Annotated in this window: 22 protein-coding genes; 11 read left to right on the top strand and 11 right to left on the bottom strand. The window is 45.4% G+C overall.

The features are described 5' to 3' along the window. The first annotated feature begins 293 nt into the window (after positions 1–293). The 3 genes from metN to IQP38_RS08580 are packed head-to-tail and all read left to right on the top strand — an operon-like array spanning position 294 to position 2,837. Complete coding sequence (gene metN / locus IQP38_RS08590) at positions 294–1,328, top strand: methionine ABC transporter ATP-binding protein MetN (protein ID WP_005381962.1); 1,035 nt, start codon at positions 294–296, stop codon at positions 1,326–1,328. Then, positions 1,318–1,995: a methionine ABC transporter permease gene (locus IQP38_RS08585; RefSeq protein ID WP_005383604.1), complete on the top strand. Its 678-nt coding sequence runs from the start codon at positions 1,318–1,320 to the stop codon at positions 1,993–1,995. Before metN ends, IQP38_RS08585 begins: the two co-directional genes overlap by 11 nt. A gap of 32 nt (positions 1,996–2,027) precedes the next feature. After that, on the top strand, positions 2,028–2,837 hold the full coding sequence (locus tag IQP38_RS08580) for a MetQ/NlpA family lipoprotein (protein WP_005381966.1): 810 nt from the start codon (positions 2,028–2,030) through the stop codon (positions 2,835–2,837). 111 nt (positions 2,838–2,948) lie between these two features. Here IQP38_RS08580 and IQP38_RS08575 read toward each other — a convergent pair whose 3' ends face one another. Both IQP38_RS08575 and syd read right to left on the bottom strand, forming a co-directional pair. Next, entirely contained in the window at positions 2,949–3,725 is a 777-nt protein-coding gene (locus tag IQP38_RS08575; protein ID WP_158157279.1) for a Zn-ribbon-containing protein, read from the bottom strand. A 2-nt stretch (positions 3,726–3,727) separates the two neighbouring features. Next, complete coding sequence (gene syd, locus IQP38_RS08570; protein ID WP_193837501.1) at positions 3,728–4,273, bottom strand: SecY-interacting protein; 546 nt, start codon at positions 4,271–4,273, stop codon at positions 3,728–3,730. Between the two features lie 108 nt (positions 4,274–4,381). On the opposite strand from syd, the gene queF reads away from it, so the two are divergent. The 5 genes from queF (at position 4,382) to xni (ending at position 11,847) form a co-directional block, all read left to right on the top strand. Beyond that, positions 4,382–5,227 (top strand): NADPH-dependent 7-cyano-7-deazaguanine reductase QueF, encoded by an 846-nt coding sequence (queF, locus tag IQP38_RS08565; protein ID WP_193837500.1) that lies wholly within the window; start codon positions 4,382–4,384, stop codon positions 5,225–5,227. Between the two features lie 164 nt (positions 5,228–5,391). Beyond that, positions 5,392–7,674, top strand: coding sequence for a tetratricopeptide repeat protein (locus IQP38_RS08560; RefSeq protein ID WP_017635678.1), 2,283 nt, complete (start codon positions 5,392–5,394; stop codon positions 7,672–7,674). A gap of 98 nt (positions 7,675–7,772) precedes the next feature. Then, positions 7,773–9,338 (top strand): sensor domain-containing diguanylate cyclase, encoded by a 1,566-nt coding sequence (locus IQP38_RS08555; RefSeq protein ID WP_005381978.1) that lies wholly within the window; start codon positions 7,773–7,775, stop codon positions 9,336–9,338. A gap of 291 nt (positions 9,339–9,629) precedes the next feature. Beyond that, entirely contained in the window at positions 9,630–11,006 is a 1,377-nt protein-coding gene (gene ppnN / locus IQP38_RS08550; protein ID WP_005383611.1) for a nucleotide 5'-monophosphate nucleosidase PpnN, read from the top strand. A gap of 58 nt (positions 11,007–11,064) precedes the next feature. After that, complete coding sequence (gene xni, locus IQP38_RS08545) at positions 11,065–11,847, top strand: flap endonuclease Xni (protein WP_193837499.1); 783 nt, start codon at positions 11,065–11,067, stop codon at positions 11,845–11,847. A 109-nt stretch (positions 11,848–11,956) separates the two neighbouring features. On the opposite strand, the gene rlmM is transcribed toward xni, so the two are convergent. The 7 genes from rlmM to pomA all read right to left on the bottom strand — a co-directional run bounded on the left by rlmM (position 11,957) and on the right by pomA (position 18,851). Next, positions 11,957–13,048, bottom strand: coding sequence for a 23S rRNA (cytidine(2498)-2'-O)-methyltransferase RlmM (gene rlmM / locus IQP38_RS08540; protein WP_017820611.1), 1,092 nt, complete (start codon positions 13,046–13,048; stop codon positions 11,957–11,959). After that, positions 13,045–13,443 carry a DUF423 domain-containing protein gene (locus IQP38_RS08535; protein WP_042521214.1) on the bottom strand — a complete coding sequence of 133 codons (399 nt, stop codon included), beginning with the start codon at positions 13,441–13,443 and terminating at the stop codon, positions 13,045–13,047. Before IQP38_RS08535 ends, rlmM begins: the two co-directional genes overlap by 4 nt. After that, on the bottom strand, positions 13,433–14,056 hold the full coding sequence (locus IQP38_RS08530; RefSeq protein WP_005383614.1) for an alpha/beta fold hydrolase: 624 nt from the start codon (positions 14,054–14,056) through the stop codon (positions 13,433–13,435). The genes IQP38_RS08535 and IQP38_RS08530 overlap by 11 nt, the downstream gene beginning before the upstream one ends. Continuing rightward, positions 14,037–14,957 carry a transcriptional regulator GcvA gene (locus IQP38_RS08525; RefSeq protein WP_005383616.1) on the bottom strand — a complete coding sequence of 307 codons (921 nt, stop codon included), beginning with the start codon at positions 14,955–14,957 and terminating at the stop codon, positions 14,037–14,039. The genes IQP38_RS08530 and IQP38_RS08525 overlap by 20 nt, the downstream gene beginning before the upstream one ends. 510 nt (positions 14,958–15,467) lie before the next feature. Next, positions 15,468–16,916: a tRNA uracil 4-sulfurtransferase ThiI gene (gene thiI, locus IQP38_RS08520; protein ID WP_005383617.1), complete on the bottom strand. Its 1,449-nt coding sequence runs from the start codon at positions 16,914–16,916 to the stop codon at positions 15,468–15,470. A gap of 211 nt (positions 16,917–17,127) precedes the next feature. Continuing rightward, entirely contained in the window at positions 17,128–18,075 is a 948-nt protein-coding gene (locus IQP38_RS08515) for a flagellar motor protein MotB (RefSeq protein WP_005383619.1), read from the bottom strand. A gap of 14 nt (positions 18,076–18,089) precedes the next feature. Then, complete coding sequence (gene pomA / locus IQP38_RS08510) at positions 18,090–18,851, bottom strand: flagellar motor protein PomA (protein WP_005381564.1); 762 nt, start codon at positions 18,849–18,851, stop codon at positions 18,090–18,092. Positions 18,852–19,114: 263 nt separating this feature from the next. Here pomA and xseB point away from each other — a divergent pair, with 263 nt between their 5' ends. From xseB to dxs, 3 genes are read left to right on the top strand one after another with little or no spacing between them, the layout of a single operon-like run. Next, positions 19,115–19,357 (top strand): exodeoxyribonuclease VII small subunit, encoded by a 243-nt coding sequence (gene xseB / locus IQP38_RS08505; RefSeq protein ID WP_005381566.1) that lies wholly within the window; start codon positions 19,115–19,117, stop codon positions 19,355–19,357. A gap of 21 nt (positions 19,358–19,378) precedes the next feature. Then, positions 19,379–20,263: a (2E,6E)-farnesyl diphosphate synthase gene (gene ispA, locus IQP38_RS08500; protein WP_042521208.1), complete on the top strand. Its 885-nt coding sequence runs from the start codon at positions 19,379–19,381 to the stop codon at positions 20,261–20,263. 20 nt (positions 20,264–20,283) lie between these two features. Next, positions 20,284–22,149 carry a 1-deoxy-D-xylulose-5-phosphate synthase gene (dxs, locus tag IQP38_RS08495; protein WP_005383623.1) on the top strand — a complete coding sequence of 622 codons (1,866 nt, stop codon included), beginning with the start codon at positions 20,284–20,286 and terminating at the stop codon, positions 22,147–22,149. Positions 22,150–22,195: 46 nt separating this feature from the next. Here the strand turns inward: dxs and pgpA are convergent, their stop codons facing one another. Together pgpA and thiL are read right to left on the bottom strand one after the other, a co-directional pair. Next, on the bottom strand, positions 22,196–22,702 hold the full coding sequence (gene pgpA, locus IQP38_RS08490) for a phosphatidylglycerophosphatase A (RefSeq protein WP_031780838.1): 507 nt from the start codon (positions 22,700–22,702) through the stop codon (positions 22,196–22,198). Between the two features lie 91 nt (positions 22,703–22,793). Further along, complete coding sequence (gene thiL / locus IQP38_RS08485; RefSeq protein ID WP_005381570.1) at positions 22,794–23,759, bottom strand: thiamine-phosphate kinase; 966 nt, start codon at positions 23,757–23,759, stop codon at positions 22,794–22,796. Positions 23,760–23,763: the final 4 nt, after the last annotated feature.

The following is a 23,763-nucleotide window of genomic DNA, read 5'->3' as shown; positions in this document are numbered from 1 at the left end:
TAAACTTCAACACTATCTAATTCATTCTAGGCCTCGACAAAACGGTTGATTTGTTGGGCAAGAATCGGTAAATCTGAGGGTGCCCTGCCGTCTACCTCCTCCTTTCTATCTATACATCTCCGTTTCGAAACAGAACATCCATACATTTAGACGTCTAGACGTAAAAATATCTATTGACTTCATTCTGCTTAACCCATAGCATCAACTGAAAATTGAGATAAAGCTCAACATTAAGTTCTGTCAAAGGCCGTTTTTGACAGCGAAGTTCCCCGTATCTTTGGGCAGGTTGAAACATGATAGAAATAAAAAACGTCAATAAAGTGTTCTACCAAGGCAGTAAGGAAATCCTTGCCCTGAAAGACATTAACCTACACATCGACAAAGGCACCATCTTTGGTGTTATCGGTTCATCAGGTGCTGGTAAAAGTACGCTGATTCGCTGCGTAAACATGTTAGAAGCGCCGACCTCTGGTTCCATCATCGTTGATGGTGTGGATCTAACCAAACTCAGCAAAAAACAACTAGTCGAAACACGCCGTAACATTGGCATGATCTTCCAGCACTTTAACCTGCTTTCGTCTCGTACTGTGTTTGATAATGTAGCACTGCCACTAGAACTGGCAGGTAAAGACAAATCGCAAATCACAACAAAAGTAACTGAGTTGCTAAAGCTTGTAGGCTTAGCCGACAAACACGAGAGCTACCCATCTAACTTAAGTGGCGGCCAAAAACAGCGTGTGGCAATTGCTCGTGCATTGGCATCCGATCCTAGCGTGCTGCTTTGTGATGAGGCCACTAGTGCGCTAGACCCGGCAACAACTCAATCTATCCTTGAGTTATTGAAAGAGATCAACCGCAAACTCAACATCACGATTTTACTTATCACTCACGAAATGGAAGTCGTAAAAAGTATCTGTCACGAAGTAGCAATCATCGGTGGTGGTGAGCTGGTGGAAAAAGGCACCGTTGGCGATATTTTTGCGCACCCTAAGACAGAGCTAGCGCACCAATTCATTCGCTCAACGCTGGATCTTTCCATTCCTGAAGATTACCAAGCTCGTCTGCAAGCAGAGCGTGTTGATGGCAGCTACCCGTTGGTTCGCTTAGAGTTTACTGGCGCAACCGTCGATGCACCGTTAATGTCGCAAATTTCTCGTAAATACAATATTGATGTGAGTATTTTGAGTTCCGACCTTGATTACGCTGGTGGCGTGAAATTCGGCATGATGGTCGCAGAGCTATTTGGTAACGAAGAAGATGACAACGCAGCTCTTGAATACCTGCGTAAGCACAACGTAAAAGTAGAGGTACTTGGTTATGTCCTTTAATACGATTTCTGAATGGCTGAGCTTAAACAGCAAACTACTTTTAGGTGCAACGTGGGAAACGCTTTACATGGTTGCGGTTGCCGGATTAGTCGGCTTTGCTGTGGGTATTCCATTAGGCGTAATCCTCCATATTACTAAGAAAGGCGGCCTACTTGAAAACACCAAACTAAATAGCGGCTTAGGCGCTATCGTTAACATTGGTCGTTCTGTGCCATTCCTCGTACTGATGGTTGCGATTATTCCAGTGACAAAAATGCTAGTTGGAACCTTTATCGGTACAACCGCAGCAATCGTCCCACTGACTATTGGCGCCATTCCTTTTGTCGCTCGTCTTATTGAAGGTGCTTTATTAGAAGTACCGACAGGCTTGGTGGAAGCAGCGCAGTCAATGGGGGCGACACCAACACAGATCATCACAAAAGTTCTACTACCTGAAGCAATGCCGACTATTGTTAACTCAGTAACGATTACCTTGGTCACTCTCGTTAGCTACTCAGCTATGGCGGGTACGGTAGGCGGCGGCGGCCTAGGTGACGTAGCCATTCGTTACGGTTTCCACCGCTACGATGTAACTATCATGGCCGTGACTGTCGTGATGTTGATTGTTCTAGTACAGATTATTCAGTCTATCGGTGACGCAGTGGTGCGCCGTGTAGACCACAGATAAGTATCAAAAATACAAATTATAAGGAGATAAAGATGAAATTTAGCCTTAAAGGTCTTTTGACTGTAGCAACGGCTGCCTCTGCTCTTGCTCTAGCGGGTTGCGGCGACAAAGAAGTAGACGTAAACAAAGTAAAAGTTGGCGTTATTGCTGGTGCTGAAGCACAAGTAGCCGAAGTTGCCGCTAAAGTAGCAAAAGAGAAATACAACCTAGACGTTGAGCTAGTAACATTTACCGATTACGTAACACCAAACGCCGCTCTGGATGATGGTTCAGTAGACGCGAATGCGTTCCAACACAAACCATACCTAGATCAACAAGTGAAAGACCGCGGCTACAAACTGGCTATCGCGGGTAACTCATTCGTTTACCCTATTGCTGGTTACTCAAAGCAAGTAAAATCAATTGATGAAATTCAAGATGGCGCACGCATCGCAGTACCAAACGACCCAACTAACCTAGGTCGCTCACTACTGCTTCTTGAGCAACAAGGTTTGATTACGCTACGTGATGGCGTTGGTCTACTCGCTACAGTACGTGACATCGTAGGCAACCCTAAAAATATCGAAATCATTGAACTAGAAGCCCCACAGCTTCCGCGTTCATTGGATGACGTAACGCTATCTATCATCAACACCACTTACGCAAGCTCTATCGACCTATCGCCAGAGCGTGACGGCGTGTTCGTTGAAGATAAAGACTCACCATACGTAAACCTAATTGTCGCTCGCGAAGAAAATGTTAATGCGCAAAACGTACAAAACTTCGTAAAAGCTTACCAAACGGAAGAAGTTTACGAAGCGGCAAAAGAACTGTTCAAAGGCGGTGTTGTGAAAGGTTGGTAATCCCACTTTTCAAAACATGACTGAAAACAACGTTCTAAACACAAAAGGGCTGATGTGAAAACATCAGCCCTTTCTATTTGTCTATCTACCCATTTAAGTAGCTTCAATTCGCTACTTAAGATGGTCCCAAGAGATATTCGACACGATTCGGCAGTCATCACACTTAAAATGAAATATGTCATGTAGTGGCTCATCGAGTAGCCACTCGCCATCGCATTTTGGACACTTGCGCGCTTTCTCGCTCTCCAGCGACTGACCACCGACACGATACTGGTAATAGTACGTAGGGATCTTCGTGATGTATTCGATACGGCCACGTAAGTCCCAACCTCGGCGAAACAGCACACTATCCACATCGCAAATTTCGTGCAGCGCCGCATGTTCCGCTCGGCAACCCCCTGCCATTTGGATTTCATCACACGCTTGCCACTCAGTCTGCCACTTAATGACGGCTTTATGGTCTCCATTAAGTGTTGGCTCATTACGATACAAAGGAATTGGCAACAGGGTTTCACCACTTCGCAAAGGCGAACACGTATGAACATAAGTCGTGTACAACACTTGCCAGCTAGGTGTCTCTTTTTCGGCTGCTTGTTCTGAATTCAAATCACGCCCCAGCATACGCATTTTCGGAGCAAGCAAAGACGCATCCGACAAACGGTTCATGCACACTTTGACGAAATCTGAGTGATAACGTGGATGCAAGCTGTCTTGTTCTGGGCAAACAACACGAACGAAAAATTCACCTTCTCCCATCACTATCGGAAATTCACGACCTAATACTTGGCCGTTGTAACGCAGAGCATCCATCAAGCCATTAATGGCTTTGTCTACCGCGCTGACGGTGGTGTTATCAAAACACTCAAACTGCAACTCAACAACATACATACTTAGACGGCAGCCTCTAACTTATTCAAGAACTCAACCAATGAATCTGCCAATACATCACGTTTAGAGGTACCCAAACGCTCTAGAATCACATTGCCAGTGAGGTTACAAATAGAAATCACATCCATTTCCTCATCTGTCGCTGCGATAAATACTGTTGGTTTAAGTTTCAAGCGGCGCTGCGTCACCAAATGACCAAGAATATTTTCTTGTAGACGCACGAAATCGTCATCGCTCCAGACTTGCAGCAGCGTCAACGAATTACCTTGCCAAGTTGCCTCCATATCGGCGCAGTATTGAGAACCATAAAAGGCTTTAACATCATCTTGCAGTGACAACTCAATCGCATTTTCCACATTGGTGAAATCGGCCATTTCATCACGTGCGACCGCTTTCCAAAGCACCTTTCCATCACGCTTCTCTTCGACACAAGGAGAAACAAGCTCTGCAAGCTCTTCACTGCTTGGCAACTCATTATATTTAGCTTGCCAAGCTTGTTGGTAGCGCAGGCTGAACTCTTGTAGCGCCTGAGTAACGTTTTGGGTCATGAAGGTCTCCTCATTCCTTATTTATCAGATAGCCGTGTTTGCCGGATGGCAATTGACCAGCGGATTCAGTAAAATTCTCGCCATTCTAATCGAAAACGACCACAAAGTATGAGCAAATATTCTGACGCTAAAGAGCTTGCTGGCCTAACACTAGGTAAAAAGACCGAGTATGCGAACCAGTATGACCCAAGCTTGCTGCAACCAGTCCCTCGCAGCCTGAACCGAGATGACCTTCAGTTAGGCGATACTCTGCCTTTCATGGGGCACGACATTTGGACGCTGTATGAACTGTCTTGGTTAAATAGTAAAGGTTTACCACAAGTGGCCGTTGGCGAAGTATACATTCCAGCCACCAGCGCAAACTTGATTGAATCGAAGTCTTTCAAACTGTACTTAAACAGCTATAACCAAACCCGCTTTGCAAGCTGGGAAGAAGTGACTGAGCGTTTAACACAAGACCTGTCTGAATGCGCAGGTGAAAAGGTGCTGGTTGAGGTGAATCCAGTGACCCACTATACCAATCAACCTATCGTAACAATGGACGGTGAATGTATTGATGACCAAGACATTAACATCACCAGTTACGATTTCGATGCCGATTTGCTTGAAGGTGCGGCAGGTGAAGTACAAGTTGAAGAGGTGCTACATAGCCACCTATTGAAATCAAACTGTTTGATCACCAACCAGCCAGACTGGGGCAGCGTAGAAATTCGCTACAAAGGCGCAAAAATAGATCGTGAGAAGCTGTTACGTTACTTAGTGTCTTTCCGCGAGCACAATGAGTTCCACGAACAGTGTGTAGAGCGTATTTTTACGGATCTAATGAAATACTGCCAACCAAGCAAACTGACCGTATTTGCCCGCTATACGCGTCGTGGTGGCTTGGATATCAACCCTTACCGCTCAACGGAACAAGATAAGCCAGCTCACAATCACCGTATGGCTCGTCAGTAAGCGCATAGGCAACAGAAATAAGTTCGGCAATCTAAAGGGTTGCCGGACGTTTTTATTGTCCAGGCATGTTACTATATCAAATGGCTTCAACCCGCATTTAAACGGCTAATTGAGGCTTTTCGCCGTTATCGCCATATCTAAAAACAGTTCGAGGGAACGAAAGGATGTTTTGGGACAGTTCGCGTCTATTCAAGTTGATTGGCTTTCTTTGCTTGCTGTTTGTACAGCCACTTCATGCAACCATTTTATCGTCCGCGTTACTCAACGAAGCACAACAATTGGCGGAAATAGAGCCATCACAAGCAAAACAAGCGGCAACCAACTATTTGTCACAGCGTGAACTAACAGAACGCAAAGAAAGTGACAGCCCTTCAGCCATGTCTCGCGACGAAACAGATCGTAGCGTTCGCACACCAAGCAGCACCATCGAAGCGCACAAGATTATCGCTCAGGCAGATTACGCCATGGGTAATGTTCGTTCGGCTATCGAGCACCTAAATAAAGCGGAACGCTTAGCGCAAGAATATCAATTGCCGTACATGGACTTAGATCTCCAGCTGATGCGCAACCAAATGATTTGGATGTACGACGAAAACTACTCAAAAGCGGAAGACACGCTTAACCAAATTGAACAACAGCTCGATGAAGCCGATGCCGTATTACAACGCACCGACAGCGTTCGCTACCGACTAGTGATGCAAAGAGCACTCCTCGCTTCACATAGTGGCGATATCATTAAAGCGGAAAACTTGTACTCTGAAGCAAAGACCATGCTTGACGATAGCCGCTCTGAGTTAGCCTTGATCGACTACTACACTGCCGTCGGCGAGTTTTACCTCAATAGCAAGAAGTACAATTTGGCTTTGTCAGAACTGCTATACGGTTATTGGCAATCTATTGAAAGTAACAGTGGTGCAAGATTAGCAAAAGTGAATCGCCTTTTGGCTAGGCTCTTCCAGGAGCGACGAGTGTACGACAAAGCGATCGAATACTTATCTCAAGCCGCAGATTTTTATGACTCTTACCCTAGCTCTCCGATCCTAGCGGACGTCCTAGAGCAAATGGGCGACATCTACTTTTATCAGGGTAAGTTTAACCTTGCATTAGTGCATTACTTCAACGTGCTTGACCATGAAAGTACCAGTAAGAACATCAATAGAATCATTAAAATTCGCTTAAGCTTGGCGGCTACCTACCTACAACTCTATAACTACGCGCTAGCAGAGCAGTACTTAGACCGCTCTAAAGAGCTTTTAGAATACACCAATATTCCTAAGCTTGAAGCAAAGGCTGCCCTGCTTCAGTCAGGTCTGGCTTATCATCAAAATGACAGTAAAGACGTCATTACTAATGCAAAGCTGGCGTTAGCGCTTGCTGAAAAGTCACCTGAAAATAACAACTTCATTAAGCAGCAGTCATACCGTTTACTTGGGTTGGGTTACGAGCAGGCAGGCGAATACAAACTTTCTCTGCAAGCTTATAAAAAATACACCAACCTCGTTCGTCTAGAACAAAAGCAGCTTAACCAAATCAGTGAAGATGCGTTCCGTCAGCAAAAAGAATTTGCCGAACAAACCATCCATTACATCGGTCAATCAGAACGCTTAGAGCAAGTGGAAAGAGAGCATCGTAAATTCCAGAAAATCTCATTTGCATTGTTTATTACTGTATTGGTCATGTTTTTGTTCATTATGCGCCGCGGTGTCATTATGCAGCGCCAAGCAAGTGAAATCGAAAAACTGCGTAACGACCTCTTCACCCACTCTCGCTCTCGTTTACGTAACTTGCGTATGCTGAACGTTAAGCTGTCTCGCTCATTGAAAAAGTCGAGCGAAACTTTCGAGCAATGGCAAATGGGTGAATTGATCCACGAACCACTTAATGATCGCCTACGCTTTGTTATGATCGATTTACCATTCTTGCGAAGCATGTACGTCCATAATGGTTATAAGGCAGGTCTAGAACTAGAACGTGCATTTGGCGATTTCCTTGCGGAAAAAATAGAAAAACCGTCGCGTCTTTACCATTTCTCAGATGCGAACTTACTCTATATAGAACCGAACGCTGACCGTGATGCTTCTGCCGAAGTCATGTTCGAAAAATTCCAGACTTGGGTGGATGAGTTCGCACAGCAGCACAACGTCAATCGTATTATTCGTATGGGCATCAGCGATTATCCGTTCTTACCCCGAGCCTACACTGCAATTAACGATGAGGAATTACTCGATCTGTTGTTGCTTGCGACTCACATCGCACGAGAAGTCAGCTTGAAGGATAAGCAAAGCCACTGGGTGTTCTTAAAAGCCATCGATAATGCGCCTGCTGCTAGCTTTGCAACAGGTAACATAAGAACTGCCTGTCAACATGCCATTAGCCAAGGCCTGATCAAGATCCATTCGTCCTACAAGAATGAGGACGACATCAAGAAAATATTAAAAAATGGATAATTAAACGCCTGTTGAACGTAATAACTAATGACGCTATAAAGTTTTTTGTTATTATCAGATAATTGTCAGTAGTACATGGACTTAACCGTAGTCACTTCATGGGAATCTTGGAATCCGATATTCAGTCGCAGCTGCATCAGCTGAGTTGTCAACTTGACCAACTCAGACTGACTCATCGTGATACTTCACTCAAATTCAAACGTGAACAACAAGTTCTTAAACGCGTTGTGGCATCATTGTCTTCAGCTTGCCAGGGTTCGAATACTCAGGTATCCAACTACCTATTTGAAATCCAACAAGAGCTGCAACATCAAAAAGATATCAGCACTCTTATCCCGCGTTTAGCGGTATTAGAGAGGATGCTCAAACAGCAGTCGAAGACGATGGATAAACAGAACGGTTACCTTGACGAACAAATCAAGCACAGTGGTGAAACACTGCAACGTGTCACGGGCTTACCTGCGCAGTTAAAACGTGAACTACGGAACCTGATGAGTTTCTCTGAAGTTCACGCCAGCAATAAAGCTGATCAAGCCACTAAGCTACTGAGTATTTACGAACGCGCTCTGAAAATCATCACGTCTAATTCACGTCTACATCTTAGTGAATTTGAAAACAATCCCGACAGATCTCAGCTTGAGTGCTTAGCCAGCGACCTCCAACATACTATTACAGAGCTGGATTTCGAGGGAGAATCAGGCGATAGATTGCTGGATATTCGCGCTAAGTTGCTCCTTGGCGTGAGTGCCGAGTCTCTCATTGAGCTTACGCTCTCAACGCTGAAATTGGTTGTCGAAGCAACAAAGTTCGAGCGCGAGGCGTCTAGCCAATTCCTTGATCAGCTGAACACTTCTCTCGCAAGTAACCTAAAAACCGTTCATCAGAACGTCGACCAGCATCATACCTACTTTGAACACCGCCAAGAGCTCAACACAGAAATGAACAGCTTGGTTGAATTAAGCCAAAAGTCACTTAATCAAGCTCAAGATATCGCGGTTGTGAAAAAAGAAATCACGCCTCTTCTCGAAAAAATGGCGTCGCTGACAGAGCGACTGAAAATGACGGAAGAGCGAGAGCAAGCGCTGCAAGAGCGGTTAAGTTACAGTAAGAACCAACTCGAAGCGGTATTTGAAACTACGCAAGATTATCGTCGACGCTTAGATGACCAAGCTCAGCGTATGTTGCTCGACCCGCTGACTAAAGTTTATAACCGCACTGCATTTAACGATCGACTAGAGCTAGAGTATCGCCGTTGGATTCGCTCTCAGCAAAACCTTCGTGTTGTGCTGTTTGATGTAGACAACTTCAAAGCGGTGAATGATAGCTATGGTTATACGGCTGGCGATAAAGCGCTGAAGATCATCGCTCGTACTATTAACAAGCGCGTATCAGAAACGGAAACAGTAGCTCGCTTTGGTGGCGAGGAGTTTATTCTACTCGTCCCGGAACAATCTGAAGAATACACACTGGATCTGATTAAGCATATCCAGCGTGATATTAGCCAATTACCCTTTAAGTTCCGTGAGCAAAATATCATGATTACCTTAGCTGCTGTATCGACGTCTTTCAAAGAGTCCGATACGCCAGAGTATGTGCTCGATCGTCTTGGCAAGATGCTTGCGGACGCTAAAAAACGTGGAACAAACCAGCTTAACTGGAGCTAATATTCGTACAAAAAGCGAGCAAACAAACCAAATTTGGTGCAATCTACGCTTTATAACCACCCATTTTCAACGAGTTATCACATTTCTTCCCTTTTAGTCTGCTAAGCTGTAAAAACCCAAGTCACTTCAAGATGATGTATTTATAAAAGGCAAATGTATCATCTTGAGGTTGCTTGGGAGTTGATAACCATAAAACCAAATCGGCCAACTACCTTTCATCAAACCATACGTATAACACCAAAAAGGTAAGTTGGTACTTTCCCTCAAATTAATGCAACACAAGGAGGCGTTATGATTACCCATATAAGCCCCGCTGGTAGCATGGACTTGCTATCTCAACTAGAAGTAGAGCGCTTAAAGAACACAGCCTCGAGTGAACTTTATCAGCTGTACCGTAATTGCACATTAGCGGTGTTGAACTCCGGTAGCCATACCGATAACTCGAAAGAACTGCTCGATAAATACCAATCGTTTGATGTCAACGTCGTGCGTCGTGAGCGTGGTATTAAGCTTGAGCTGACTAATCCGCCAGAGCACGCTTTTGTTGACGGCGAAATAATTAAAGGTATCCAAGAGCATCTGTTCTCCGTATTGCGTGATATCGTTTACGTAAACATGCATTTGGCAGACGCCCAGCGGCTCAACCTTACTAACCCAATTCACATTACGAACCTCGTGTTCGGCATTCTTCGTAATGCCAGAGCATTAACTCCAGGTATCGCACCGAATCTTGTCGTATGTTGGGGTGGTCACTCTATCAATGGAGTGGAGTATCAGTACACACGTGAAGTGGGTAACGAACTGGGCCTGCGTGAACTTAACATCTGCACAGGTTGCGGCCCTGGTGCAATGGAAGGGCCGATGAAAGGTGCAGCAATTGGGCACGCAAAGCAACGTTATACTCAGCAACGTTATCTTGGTTTAACCGAACCCTCGATTATTGCGGCCGAGCCACCAAACCCAATAGTAAATGAGCTGGTCATCATGCCCGACATCGAAAAGCGCTTGGAAGCTTTCGTCCGTATGGCTCATGGTATCGTTATTTTCCCAGGTGGCCCGGGCACAGCGGAAGAGCTACTGTACATTCTTGGCATCATGATGCACCCGGATAACGCCGATCAGCCAATGCCTATCGTATTAACAGGACCAAAAGAGAGTGAAGAGTACTTCCGCTCTATTGATGAGTTCATTCGCGACACACTTGGTGAGGAAGGGCAAAAGCACTACGAGATCATCATTGACGACCCGGCAGAAGTCGCTCGTATTATGAAACGCTCCATGGACTCGGTACGCCTTCACCGAAAAGAGAAAGGCGATGCGTACAGCTTTAACTGGTCATTGAAAATTGAGCCAAACTTCCAACTGCCATTTGAACCTACTCATGAGTCGATGGAACAATTGGATTTAAGCCTAGATCAAGAACCGCAAGTTTTAGCGGCCAACTTGCGTCAAGCCTTCTCTGGCATAGTGGCAGGTAACGTAAAGGCTGAAGGTATTCGAGAAATAGAACGTAGAGGGCCTTTCACCATTCATGGCGACGCAGTCCTCATGAAAAAACTCGATAAGTTGCTAAAAGACTTTGTCGAACAGCACCGAATGAAATTACCTGGCGGTTCAGACTACGAACCGTGTTATCGAATCGCTCACCCGGAAATTGGTGGTCGATAGTCAGGCTAGCATTCGTTACACTAGGGGCATTACGCCCCTTTTTTATTGCTAAGTCATTATGTCTATTCATCTTGTTATCATTGATGCCCTAAACCTGATCCGCCGAGTGCACTCAGCACAACCAGATCCAACCGACATAGCAAGAACCATAAGCACAACGCAAAGAACCCTAACTCGCATTATGTCAGAAGCCAACCCGACACACATCATCGCAGTTTTTGATCACCACGAACAAGACAGAGGTTGGCGCGCTGAAATTCTCCCTGACTATAAGCAAAACCGAAAACCAATGCCTCAGCCACTACTGCAAGGGTTAGATGCGATTCAACAAACGTGGTGGGAGCAAGGTATTGATTCATTGCTGTCTGAAGGCGATGAAGCAGATGATTTGGTTGCTACACTCGCAACGAAAGTGGCCAGCCATGGTGAAAAGGTCACCATCGTTTCGACTGACAAAGGTTACTGCCAGCTGCTTTCCCCTACCCTACAAATCCGTGATTATTTCCAACATCGTTGGTTAGATGAACCATTTATCGAAAAAGAGTTCGGCGTAAAACCAAGTCAACTAGCGGATTACTGGGGATTAACAGGGATAAGCTCTAGCCAGGTTCCGGGCGTACCTGGAATTGGCCCGAAAGCAGCGAAAGAGATTCTCACTCAGTTTGAGAGTATTGAAGCTGCCTACGCTAGTGAAGACCTCGTACCGAAATACCGTAAAAAATTGGACGAGCACATTGAGTCTGCTCGTTTATGTAAACGCGTCGCCGCTTTAAAGTGCGATATCGAACTAGGCTTTAACTTGCAAGATATTCGCTTTTTAGGGCCAAACAAAGCGAAGTAGTGCCCGATGGAAGTTTCACACCATGAAATCCGGCAGATATTAAAAAAGCGCCATTTGAAGGCGCTTTTTCTATTCTAATCACTATTCCCAAAAGACTCGGGGAATAAAGTTAGTAAGGTGAAATATTCGACAGACATTGGATATGAATCGTGATCTCTTCACGATCATGATACAAATGTTTAGCTTGTAGCTTGAACTTTACCTTATTATCAATGAGGAACTGCTTCAGATTTTCAAGGTCTTGCAGCACTTCGTCATAACGCCCTTTCATTGGCAGCTTAAGGTTAAAGATGGCCTCTTTTGCCCAACCTTTTAACAGCCACTGTCCCATCAGGTGAGCAACACGAGCTGGCTTTTCCACCATGTCACAAACAATCCATGTTACGTTCTTGCGGTCTGGTTCGAACTTAAAACCATCCACCATATGGTGCTTGATCTGGCCAGTTTCCATCAAACTGTCTGCCATCATGCCGTTATCTACGCAGTGAACGAACATTGAGCGCTTCACTAATTGGTACGTCCAACCGCCTGGACATGCACCTAAATCCACACCCCACATACCTGGTGCCAAACGCTCATCCCACTCTTCACGTGGAATAAAGACATGAAATGCTTCTTCCAGTTTAAGTGTTGAACGACTTGGAGCGTCTGCTGGGAATTTAAGGCGAGGGATACCCATGAAGAACTGTGAGTTGTTGTCAGTGTAAGAGTAACCAACGTAACAGTGGCCAGGCTCAACAAAGCAAATGTGCAGTACTGGTTTTTTCGCGTTATCTTTGTTCAGCATTAAGCCTTTGCCGCGCAACGCTTGACGCATTGGGACGGTAAACTTACGGCAGAATTTCAGTAGCTCTTTCGCTTCATTTGTATCTGGCGTTTCAATTCTCAAATCACCACAACGAGGGAATGCTTCAATGTCTGCTAGTTCATTCAAAATTGGACTAATGCGGTCATCACTTGGCAACGATTGAAACTCAGCTGCTACCGCAAACATTTGTCGAGCAAAAATTAAAGACTTAAAGTCTAAACCTCTCGCAAGTTTGTCGGCATCTCCATCTTGGTAACACTCGAAGACAACATAACCTGAGTTTCTCTTCACACGAGGGAAGCCATACACTTCCAACTGTGTCGCTTTGTCCTGAATTTCACCAGCACACTCTTTCTCAAAGCCAGAACGGCAATAGAGCATTAGTTGTTTCACTTGGAGACCTCTTTGATATTGAACGCAGCAAAAAAGAACAGACACCAACCAATCATGAACAGTAATCCTCCCACAGGAGTAATTGGCCCAAACCACTTAATGCCCGTCAGCGCCAGCGCGTAAAGACTGCCGCTAAAACAAAAGATGCCGATAATAAAGCAAATCGCCGCAATGAAAAAATATTTTTGTGCTTTTTGTCCCAAATTGAGCAGAAGCAGAATGGCACAAAACACAATCGCCAACGTGTGAATAAATTGATACAGAACTCCGGTCTCAAACACACCGAGCAAATAAGGGGCCAGTGTCGCTTTTAGCCCATGAGCAGCAAATGCTCCAAGAGCGACCGAAATCAGCCCAGACAGAGCAGAGAATGAGAGTAACCACTTACTTTTCACTGTACACCTCTTTTATAAACGCCGCTAACTGCTCTATCGCGAGTGCAATGTTACCCACTTCAGTATGACCTGAGATCTTGCGCGGTTTGAAGCTGTGGTCACCATCAGGTAAAAAGCTCACCGTTACTTGTGACGAAAGGACGAAATCATCGAATTCCTCACGCTTACCAAAGGTGTCTCGTTCCCCTTGCAGAATCAGCGTAGGTTTCTCAATGGTTGCTAAGTGTTCGCCTTTGTATTTCTCTGGCTTTCCCGGCGGGTGAAATGGAAACCCTAAACAGGCAATGCCCGCCACCAGCTCATTTTCAGCCAACAAGCTCGACATACGACCGCCCATTGACTTACCACCAATAACCACGGGAGAAGAAGTAAAGTGAGCGATCACTTCGCTGTATGCTTCGAGCAACTTTGGCGCGCGATCGGGCGGACGCTTTTTGCCATCTTCCGAACGTTTCACCATGTAAGGGAAATTAAAACGCACTACACGAATACCTTGCTCCACTAATCCTTTGGCGACAGCTGTCATGAAGTCATGCTCCATCCCCGCACCTGCGCCGTGAGCAAAAATAAACAGCGGTCCGTTTTCAGGTCCCTCAGCTATCCAGTGATTCATCCAATACTTCCTCTTGTTCTTTTCTCGCGGTTGCTAACATCCAGTCTCTAAACGTTGCGATTCGGCCCATATCTGCCTGCTGTTCATGACACACCACATAGAATGCATTCTTAGATATCAACACCTCGTCGAATGGTGCAATGAGTCGTCCGGCTTCCATTTCAGGTTTGGCGAGTACGTTGTTACCGAGCGCGACCCCCTGACCGTGCGCAGCAGCCTGTAGCACCATCGTTGAGTGACTAAAAATAGGACCGTGGTTTACGTTGATGCCTTCAATGTTGTAATGACGAGCAAACTGCTTCCAGTCTTTACGCGAAGTATCGTGTAACAAAGTATGTAATTTGAGGTCACTTAAAGATTCTAATGGTTTGTTACCCAAAAGTAATGAAGGTGAACAAAGTGGGATCAAAAACTCTTGGTACAATTTATCTGCTCGCAAACCTGGCCAGTTCCCACGGCCATAGTAGATCGCCACATCAACATCATCAGTCAGTGAGCCTTCATCCATATCTACGGCTTTAATACGTACATCGATATCGGGCTCTTGAGCATTAAAATCGGCCAAACGAGGTACAAGCCATTGGATAGCAAAACTCGGCGGTAGGCTAATCGTCAATGCCCCTTTTTCGCTACGTTCCAACACCTTATCTGTCGCTTCCGCAATCGAGGTGAAAATATCTTTGATATCGAGAAAGTAACTTTGGCCTTCTTCTGTTAACAACAAAGAACGATTACGTCGACGGAAGAGCTTCAATGATAAGAACTCTTCAAGCGCTTTAATCTGGTGACTGACCGCGGCTTGAGTAACAAATAACTCTTCTGCTGCTCGTGTAAAACTGAGATGACGAGCAGCCGCTTCGAAGACTCGAAGCGAATTTAATGGAGGCAATCTGCGAGACATATGGGACCTCTAATAGGATTAGTTTTTTTAATCTGAAACATTATAAAATGTCCGTTGTCGAACAGCCAGATAAATTCTATATTTCACCCCGCAACACGGGCCTGAACGGCTTGATTTCTTTGGAAATCAATTGGCTTCGTTGTTGCGATGTTGTGTTTGCAAACTCGTATTTCGAGTTAGGTAGATTTCTACCATAATGTTTTGTCCACACTCCCTGTGACAAAACATATACTTCCTGTATTTATTTTTGACCTGTCTGTCAAATTTGTTACACCGCCTAAATTAGGCGGTGTTTTTTTATCTATCAAAAATCTCATCCGCATATCTGGCAGCAATATCACTTTATTACTCTTCTTTCGGATTAATTATCGTTATATCAACACAAAGTGTATGGCTTTGCGATGAGCCTCAACATTATGCTAAGTAATGGTTGTCTGTAACGCGATCAAAAACAAAAAAGGCGCAAATTGATGTCTCAATTTGCGCCTTTTAACGTATTTTAACAGTCAGCTATGGACGGTAAACTTTTACGTTGCTGAAGCCTTGCTCTTGCAAGTAAAGCGCTTGCAGACGGCTCATCACACCGCGGTCACAGTAAAGTAGGTATGTCTTAGACTGGTCTAAGTCACCAAACTGTGTACCCAGCTTGTAGAAAGGGATATGTTTCACATCCACACCTTCGATTTCAAGTGGGTTATCGTCTTCCTCTTCAGGACTACGAATATCTAGCACAACCGCGTGCTCTTCTACCGCTTGAACTTGCTCTACTTCTGGTGCGGCTTGCTCAGACTCTTTCGCGATATCACGAATGTCCATCATGCGAGCTTCTTGAACCACTTGCTCAAGGATACTGAAGTCGAATTTCTCTTCTTCAGCTTCTAGCTTGCCTTTCACCGCTTTCACGGTTGGCTTCTTAGAGATAACACCACAGTATTCTGGCATTGTCTTTGCGAAATCTTCTGTGCCGATTTCACGTGCTAGATTGATGATGTCTTCTTTATCCCAGTTGATAAGCGGACGCAGAATCAGCGTGTCTGTTACGTTATCGATGTGGCGTAGATTGGTTAGCGTTTGGCTCGATACTTGACCTAGCGCTTCACCTGTTACCAATGCTTCGATCTTCATCTTCTGAGCGATCATGCCTGCTGCACGCATGAACATACGCTTCAAGATCACGCCCATTTGGCCGTCATCGACTTTCTCTAGGATTTCCGCAACCACAGGCTCGAAATCAACTGAGATAAAACGTACTTTTGCTGAAGAACCGTATTTGTTCCATAGGTAGTGAGAAACCTGCTTAACGCCGATTTCGTGTGCTGGACCACCCAAGTTAAAGAAGCAGTAATGTACTTTTGAACCACGCTTGATATGAAGATAGCTTGAAACACCAGAATCGAAACCACCCGAGATCAGGCTTAACACGTCTTCTTGCGTACCCAGAGGGAAACCACCTAGGCCTTTATGACGAGACAATACTTGGTTTAGCTTGTCGTTCGAGACTTCTACCTTGATCGTCACGTCTGGGTTTCGTAGCTTAACACTAGCGCTTTCAATCGCTTGATTTAAACCACCGCCTACATAACGCTCTAGTTCAATAGAGGTAAAGTCATGCTTGCCACGACGCTTCGCACGTACAACAAAGGTTTTATTTTCGAGTGCAGCACGGTTGAGTTCTAGCACTTGCTCGAAGATATCGTGCAAGTCTTTAAATTCAGTTTGCTTCACTTCCAGTACGTGGTGAATGCCTGGTGTATGAGTCAAAACCTCAAGAACTTCAGCGTGGAATTCGTTACTCTCAGAGGTCACTTCAATGTGATCACGACGGTTAAATACCGCGACAGACTCCGTGCGGCTCTTAATGATGTTACGAATGTTGCACTCTAAAATCTTTGTGAAGCGCTTACGCACAGATTCACTTTTTACAAAAATTTCTGGATGGGGCTTTACAATAAATTTCATAGTCTAATTCGCAGGTTAGTTTCGCAATCAACAAAGAGTGACACTCAACTTCAATACTTCATACGCAGTAAAACCGCGTTTCAGTCACAAAAAGTAGTCTGAGCTCACTTTTAAGGCGCAAGATTATACACCCAAGCGGATTGGAAAAACAAAAAAAGCGAGCAATCTGCTCGCTTTCTTGTCTCTTTACTGACTTAAAACTAAAGCCTAGTTATTGAATTACCGGCACTTCTTCACTGTAGAGAGGCTCGCCTTGCATAATGCTGATTTCAACCCGTCGGTTAAGTGCGCGATTGTCATCAGAATCATTCGGTAACAAGGGCTCCGTATCCGCCATGCCTCGTACTCTTAAACGTTGATGAGAGAAGCCTCTCACTTTCTCCATCTCTTGCGCGACTGATACTGCGCGCTGAGAAGAGAGATCCCAGTTAGAGCGATAAAGTTCCGAATCTAGCGGTCGATTGTCTGTATGGCCAGATACTCGAACAATGCCTGGCACATCTTTTACTAGCTCTGCAATCTGACGAACTAAAGGGCGAAACTTAGGCTGCAAGAAGGCCGAACCTTCTGGGAATGCACCTTTTTCACGCATACGTATAACAATCTGCTGACCGAGGTTTTCAACTTCAATGGCGCCTTGTTCAATCTCTCGCTCTAAGGCTTTCTTGATGCTTTCCATCAAGGTTTCCATCTCTTGCGACATCTCTTTAGATTGCTGTTGCTGCATGTCCGCTTCGGCAGATTCATTGTTTTGAGTTGACGTTTCTGGCGATTGCCCACCCGTTAACTTGCCTTCATCACGTTTTGTGCCACCAGCTCGATCAGACTCCCCTTCATGAAATTCGAGCGTCTGCTGAGTGATGTCCATGGTTTGCTGCATGATGACATCAATCGGAGTTGGTTCCGGCCGACCCGGTCGAAACTCTTGGGCAATAATGCTAGTACCTTTGGGAATGTCTTTCACTTCAAGCTGATTTTGCACACCGAAGGCAAATTTCATTGATCCTGCAATTTGTTTGAACTTCAGTACATCCATCTCAGAAAACGAGAGTAGAAGAACAAAGAAACACATCAGTAGCGACATTAAGTCCGCGAATGTCCCCATCCATAACGGGAGACCGGGTGGCGGACAATCGCATTTGTTATCTTCATCATCCATCACTACTCTCCAAGTTACTCGTCAATCTCAAGGGCACGTTTACCTTCATTGAGGTAGTTCTTCAAGTAACTATCGATCACTCGCGGGTTTTGGCCATCTTGAATCGCTAATACGCCATCCATGATCAAACGGCGATTTAGCGTTTCTTGGTCACGGCGAAGAGAAAGCTTATCCGCAATAGGGAAAAACACCATATTGGACAGGATCGCGCCATACAATGTGGTCAAGAGTGCAACGGCCATTGCTGGTCCAATCGCTTTAGGGTCATCCATGTTTGAAAGCATCGCAACAAGACCAACCAAGGTGCCAATCATTCCCATCGCAGGAGCAACGTCGCCAAAGGCGCGAAATACGCCAGTACCTTGCGTATGTCGTTCATCCGTAAGCGCGATGTCTTTTTTGAGTGCCGCTCTCACAACGTCGGCATCATGGCCATCAACCAGTAGATCAATGCCTTTCTGCATGAATGTGTTGTTTATTTCCATCTCTTCAAGAGCAAGAAAACCACCTTTACGCGCCGCATCGGCCATTTCCACAATTTTTGCGATCAGGTCTTCGGGTTCATCCGCTTTAAACATGAAGGCTTTGCCAGCAATCTTTGTCGCACCAAAAAACTGTCCCATTGTGAACTTCATCAACACGACGAATATTGAGCCGCCAACGACAATAAGGATCGACGTGACATCGACAAACATGCCGATGCTGCCACCAAGCACCATCGCCATAATGACGAATGCAAAACCACCAATCAAACCTAATAGGGTTGCTAAATCCACAAAGCACTCCTCACGCTATACTCAAATACTGCCATTGGGCGGATTATTACCTGTATCGACAACTCGCGCAGAATTTTTAGAAAAATCTTAGCTAATGGATCACAAATTACACTTAACAACCTCAACCAAAATATGGGGTTTCATCGCTTAGACTCGTTGAACGCTAATTTTGTGACAATTATATAAGGTTAAATTTGACCAAGTTACTAGGCTAAGGTAACTTTCGTGCATCTTACCCGAGGCTTGATTAAGGCAGAAAAAAGATGGCGGTCAAGAAACCAGAAAACATGACCTTTGAAGCAACCATTGAAGAGCTTGATAGCTTGGTTGATCAATTAGAAAATGGCGATCTTGCTCTAGATGATGCCCTGCGTAAGTTTGAACGAGGCATTGCCTTAGCTCGTGCAGGCCAAACTAAATTAAGCGACGCCGAACAGCGCGTGAGCATTCTTCTTAGTGAAGATGATGAAGCACCACTGAGTGACTTCAAACCAGATTCAGAATAACAATCAGTAGTGAGCAATGTGATGCAACAGACATTGACGTCTTTTCAACAAAGAAACAATCAGCAATTGAATTTGTGGCTCGATCAGCTTCCATATCAAGAGCAGCCATTGATTCAAGCAATGAAATACGGCCTTTTGCTAGGTGGGAAACGCGTTCGCCCTTTTCTTGTTTACATCACAGGTCAAATGCTCGGCTGTAAACCTGAAGACTTAGACACCCCCGCCGCTGCTATCGAATGTATACATGCCTACTCACTCATTCATGATGATCTGCCAGCCATGGACGATGATGAACTGCGTCGAGGTCAACCAACTTGTCATATTAAGTTTGATGAAGCAACCGCAATACTGACAGGTGATGCACTACAAACTCTTGCCTTCACTATTATTTCTGATGGTCAATTAAGCTCGGCGGCAGAAGCTCAACGCATCAATATGATCAAAGCCTTAGCGCATTCCTCTGGTGCCAGCGGCATGTGTGTAGGGCAAGCCTTAGATTTAGGCGCGGAAAATCGCCTAGTTTCTCTTGAAGAAATGGAAGAGATACACCGTAAAAAAACCGGAGCTCTGATTGATTGTGCGGTAAAATTAGGTGCATTAGCTGCTGGTGAGAAAGGTATCGAGGTTCTACCTCACTTGGAGCGCTACTCAAAAGCAATTGGTTTGGCGTTTCAGGTTCAAGACGATATTCTTGATATCATCAGTGACACAGAAACACTGGGTAAGCCTCAAGGTTCCGACCAAGGTCTGAATAAGAGCACTTATCCTTCCCTGCTGGGTTTAGAGGGAGCCATAGAGAAAGCTCACACTCTGTTACAGGAAGCACTTCAAGCATTGGAAGCTATCCCATACAATACTCAGTTACTCGAAGAGTTCGCCCGATATGTCATCGAGCGCAAAAATTAACACTATAAGCGCGCATTTATATGACTCTTGATATTTCAAAGTACCCAACACTGGCGTTAGCAAATACACCGGAAGAATTACGTCTTCTTCCGAAAGAAACATTACCAAATCTGTGTGATGAACTGCGAACGTATCTGCTAAATTCAGTGAGCCAATCTAGCGGACACTTAGCGTCTGGCTTAGGCACCGTGGAGCTAACTGTCGCTCTGCATTATGTTTACAACACCCCTATCGACAAATTGATCTGGGATGTTGGTCATCAGGCTTACCCGCATAAAATCCTCACCGGACGTCGCGATAAAATGCCAACAATTCGCCAAAAGGATGGTCTACACCCTTTCCCTTGGCGTGAAGAAAGTGAATATGACACCTTATCTGTCGGCCACTCTTCGACATCGATTAGTGCAGGTCTTGGCATGGCCATCAGCGCACAAAAAGAAGGTAAAGGTCGCAAAATCGTCAGTGTGATTGGTGATGGCGCAATTACAGCAGGCATGGCATTCGAAGCCATGAACCACGCTGGCGACGTTCATCCTGATATGTTGGTGATTTTGAACGACAACGAAATGTCGATTTCAGAAAACGTCGGCGCCCTGAATAACCACCTTGCGAAAGTACTTTCTGGCAGCTTGTACACTTCTATCCGTGAAGGCGGCAAGAAAGTGCTGTCTGGTGTCCCACCTATTAAAGAGTTGGTTCGCCGTACGGAAGAGCACCTAAAAGGCATGGTAGTGCCTGGTACTCTGTTCGAAGAGTTCGGCTTTAATTACATTGGCCCGATTGATGGACACGACGTCAATGAACTCGTCAAAACGCTGAAAAATATGCGTGAGCTCAAAGGTCCTCAGTTCCTACACATCATGACCAAGAAAGGCAAAGGTTATGAGCCTGCCGAGAAAGATCCTATCGGCTACCATGGTGTTCCTAAATTCGATCCAACGCATAATTGTCTGCCGAAGAGCAGTGGCGGTAAGCCAACTTACTCAAAGATCTTCGGTGACTTTTTATGTGACATGGCGGCCCAAGATCCTAAGCTAATGGCAATTACGCCAGCGATGCGCGAAGGCTCGGGTATGGTGCGTTTCTCAAAAGAGTACCCAGACCAATACTTTGATGTGGCGATTGCTGAGCAGCACGCTGTAACACTGGCAACAGGCATGGCAATTGCGGGCGATCATCCAATCGTTGCTATCTATTCGACTTTCTTGCAACGTGGTTATGACCAATTGATCCACGACATCGCGATCATGGACTTACCAGTGATGTTTGCGATCGACCGCGCAGGTCTCGTTGGCGCAGATGGTCAAACTCACCAAGGTGCGTTCGATTTGAGCTTTATGCGCTGTATTCCGAACATGGTGATCATGGCGCCAAGCGACGAAAACGAGTGCCGACAAATGCTTTACACTGGCCATAAGCATTCTGGCCCGAGTGCGGTTCGATACCCTCGTGGTAGCGGCATGGGCGTAGAAATCGAAACTGAGTTTACGGCGTTAGAAATCGGTAAAGGGCGCATGGTTCGCCAAGGTGAAAAAGTTGCTATTCTGAACTTTGGTACTTTCTTGGGCAACGCGCTAGAAGCGGCAGAATACCTTAACGCCACTGTTGCTGATATGCGCTTTGTGAAGCCGCTCGATGAGGCATTGATTCGTCAACTAGCCGCAGATCATGACGTGCTCGTGACGTTAGAAGAAAATGTTATCGCGGGTGGTGCTGGCGCTGGTGTCGTTGAGTTCATGATGAAAGATAAAATCATTAAACCTGTGTTGAACCTAGGTTTACCAGATGAGTTTATTCATCAGGGAACACAAGATGAACTGCATGAAGAGCTTGGTCTCGATGCAAAAGGAATTGAAAAATCCATCTTGGATTATTTAGCAAAATAGAATGTAAAAAGGGATGTTCATAGCATCCCTTTTTTACGTTCAGTGTTTAGTTCATCCAGCCCGCATATTTTGCGACTAGAAACAGGGCAACACCGGCCATAACTCCCGCCACGATATCATCAACCATAATACCCAGCCCACCGTGAACTCGCTTATCTAGCCACCCAATTGGCCAAGGTTTTACCATATCGAAAAAACGAAATAAGATGAAGCCAGTGATCAACCACTTCCATTCAGTGAGTGGAATATTCAGTGCAGGTACAATGCTCATCGTAATCCAAAAGCCTGCAAACTCATCCCATACGATTGAACCATGATCATGCACCTTCATGTCTGCAGACGTCACTTGGCATATTTGAATGCCGATCACACACGAAATCAGAACAACAATGACATACGCCGTAAATGGTAATTGTGCCAACAACAAAAAGAAAGGCACGGCCGCCAGTGTGCCCATTGTTCCAGGGATAAACGGGGATAATCCACTGCCAAAACCCGTCGCCAATAGATGCCACGGGTTCTTTAATGAAATCAGAGAAAGAGGGTTGGTCATATCCTTAAACCTATACTGCTAGTTTGGTTTCAATCGTCATGCCTGTGAGTTGCTCAATAGTAACAGGCTCTTGGCTAGAGCTTAGCTCAGATCATTTAAAGTGGTCGAAGCCACTTAAGTCCCAATCAAGTGGTTGATTGTTATCATGCAGCTCGAAGGTTCCATTTGGTCGGATTTGACCAATACATGTGACCTTACAGCCAGTATGAGATAAAGCGCTTTGTAACGAGCCTCGATTTTGCTCCGGCACGGTAAAACACAACTCGTATTCTTCGCCACTTGCTAAAGCATACTGCTGCGCGCTGATCTTATCATCTAAAAACTGGACTAATTCTGAAGAGATCGGTAGCTGAGAGACATCAATACTCACTCCAACCTGAGATCGCTGTAAAATGTGCTTAATATCAGAGATTAAACCATCTGAAATATCTATCGCCGAAGAGGCTAAGCCAACAAGAGCTTGTCCAGCAAGCACACGCGGAGAACTAAGGTAATGAGCTCGCTCTAGTGCTTCCGCGCCGGCTCTACTGCGCAGAGAGTCATCTAGAATCACATCCAAGCCAGCTTTTGCATCGCCAAGGTTTCCCGTTACGTATACCCAATCCCCAGGCTTGGCGCCGGATCGCGTGAGCGCTTTGTCTTCAGGTACAAAACCTTGCACCGTCAGTGTCAGACACAATGGGCCTTTGGTGGTATCACCGCCTATTAACTGAATACCATAGTAATCAGCCAGTTCGAAAAATGCATCACAGAAAGGTGCAAGCCATTCTTCATCTGGCTCAGGCATCGTTAATGCAAAGCTCACCCACGCAGGCGTTGCGCCCATCGCCGCCAAATCACTGATGTTAGAAGCCAATGCTTTGTGTGCGACCCATGCTGGGTTCGCGTCGGCTAAGAAATGCGTTCCAGCTACCAATGTATCCGTGCTAATCGCAATCTGAACATTAGCTGGCGCTTTGACCAAAGCGCAATCATCACCAGCGGCTAGATGGACATCTTTACGTTGGCTCTGACGACCGACGAAGTATTTGTCTATCAGATTAAATTCACCAGACATAATT

The organism is Vibrio sp. OPT41, from assembly GCF_015163595.1.
Lineage (GTDB): Bacteria > Pseudomonadota > Gammaproteobacteria > Enterobacterales > Vibrionaceae > Vibrio > Vibrio alginolyticus.
The sequence above is the reverse complement of the archived record's forward strand: the minus strand, read 5'-3'. Positions and strand labels throughout refer to the sequence as shown.

Bases quoted from the DNA above. Each gene is read 5' to 3' on its own strand.
- IQP38_RS08515 (WP_005383619.1), bottom strand. From the start codon at position 18,075: ATGGATGATGAAGATAACAAATGCGATTGTCCGCCACCCGGTCTCCCG.
- xseB (WP_005381566.1), top strand. From the start codon at position 19,115: ATGGCGGTCAAGAAACCAGAAAACATGACCTTTGAAGCAACCATTGAA.
- IQP38_RS08585 (WP_005383604.1), top strand. From the start codon at position 1,318: ATGTCCTTTAATACGATTTCTGAATGGCTGAGCTTAAACAGCAAACTA.
- pgpA (WP_031780838.1), bottom strand. From the start codon at position 22,702: ATGACCAACCCTCTTTCTCTGATTTCATTAAAGAACCCGTGGCATCTA.
- metN (WP_005381962.1), top strand. From the start codon at position 294: ATGATAGAAATAAAAAACGTCAATAAAGTGTTCTACCAAGGCAGTAAG.
- IQP38_RS08525 (WP_005383616.1), bottom strand. From the start codon at position 14,957: ATGTCTCGCAGATTGCCTCCATTAAATTCGCTTCGAGTCTTCGAAGCG.
- ispA (WP_042521208.1), top strand. From the start codon at position 19,379: ATGCAACAGACATTGACGTCTTTTCAACAAAGAAACAATCAGCAATTG.
- dxs (WP_005383623.1), top strand. From the start codon at position 20,284: ATGACTCTTGATATTTCAAAGTACCCAACACTGGCGTTAGCAAATACA.
- thiL (WP_005381570.1), bottom strand. From the start codon at position 23,759: ATGTCTGGTGAATTTAATCTGATAGACAAATACTTCGTCGGTCGTCAG.
- syd (WP_193837501.1), bottom strand. From the start codon at position 4,273: ATGACCCAAAACGTTACTCAGGCGCTACAAGAGTTCAGCCTGCGCTAC.
- IQP38_RS08580 (WP_005381966.1), top strand. From the start codon at position 2,028: ATGAAATTTAGCCTTAAAGGTCTTTTGACTGTAGCAACGGCTGCCTCT.
- queF (WP_193837500.1), top strand. From the start codon at position 4,382: ATGAGCAAATATTCTGACGCTAAAGAGCTTGCTGGCCTAACACTAGGT.
- thiI (WP_005383617.1), bottom strand. From the start codon at position 16,916: ATGAAATTTATTGTAAAGCCCCATCCAGAAATTTTTGTAAAAAGTGAA.
- IQP38_RS08575 (WP_158157279.1), bottom strand. From the start codon at position 3,725: ATGTATGTTGTTGAGTTGCAGTTTGAGTGTTTTGATAACACCACCGTC.
- ppnN (WP_005383611.1), top strand. From the start codon at position 9,630: ATGATTACCCATATAAGCCCCGCTGGTAGCATGGACTTGCTATCTCAA.
- xni (WP_193837499.1), top strand. From the start codon at position 11,065: ATGTCTATTCATCTTGTTATCATTGATGCCCTAAACCTGATCCGCCGA.
- IQP38_RS08530 (WP_005383614.1), bottom strand. From the start codon at position 14,056: ATGAATCACTGGATAGCTGAGGGACCTGAAAACGGACCGCTGTTTATT.
- IQP38_RS08560 (WP_017635678.1), top strand. From the start codon at position 5,392: ATGTTTTGGGACAGTTCGCGTCTATTCAAGTTGATTGGCTTTCTTTGC.
- IQP38_RS08555 (WP_005381978.1), top strand. From the start codon at position 7,773: ATGGGAATCTTGGAATCCGATATTCAGTCGCAGCTGCATCAGCTGAGT.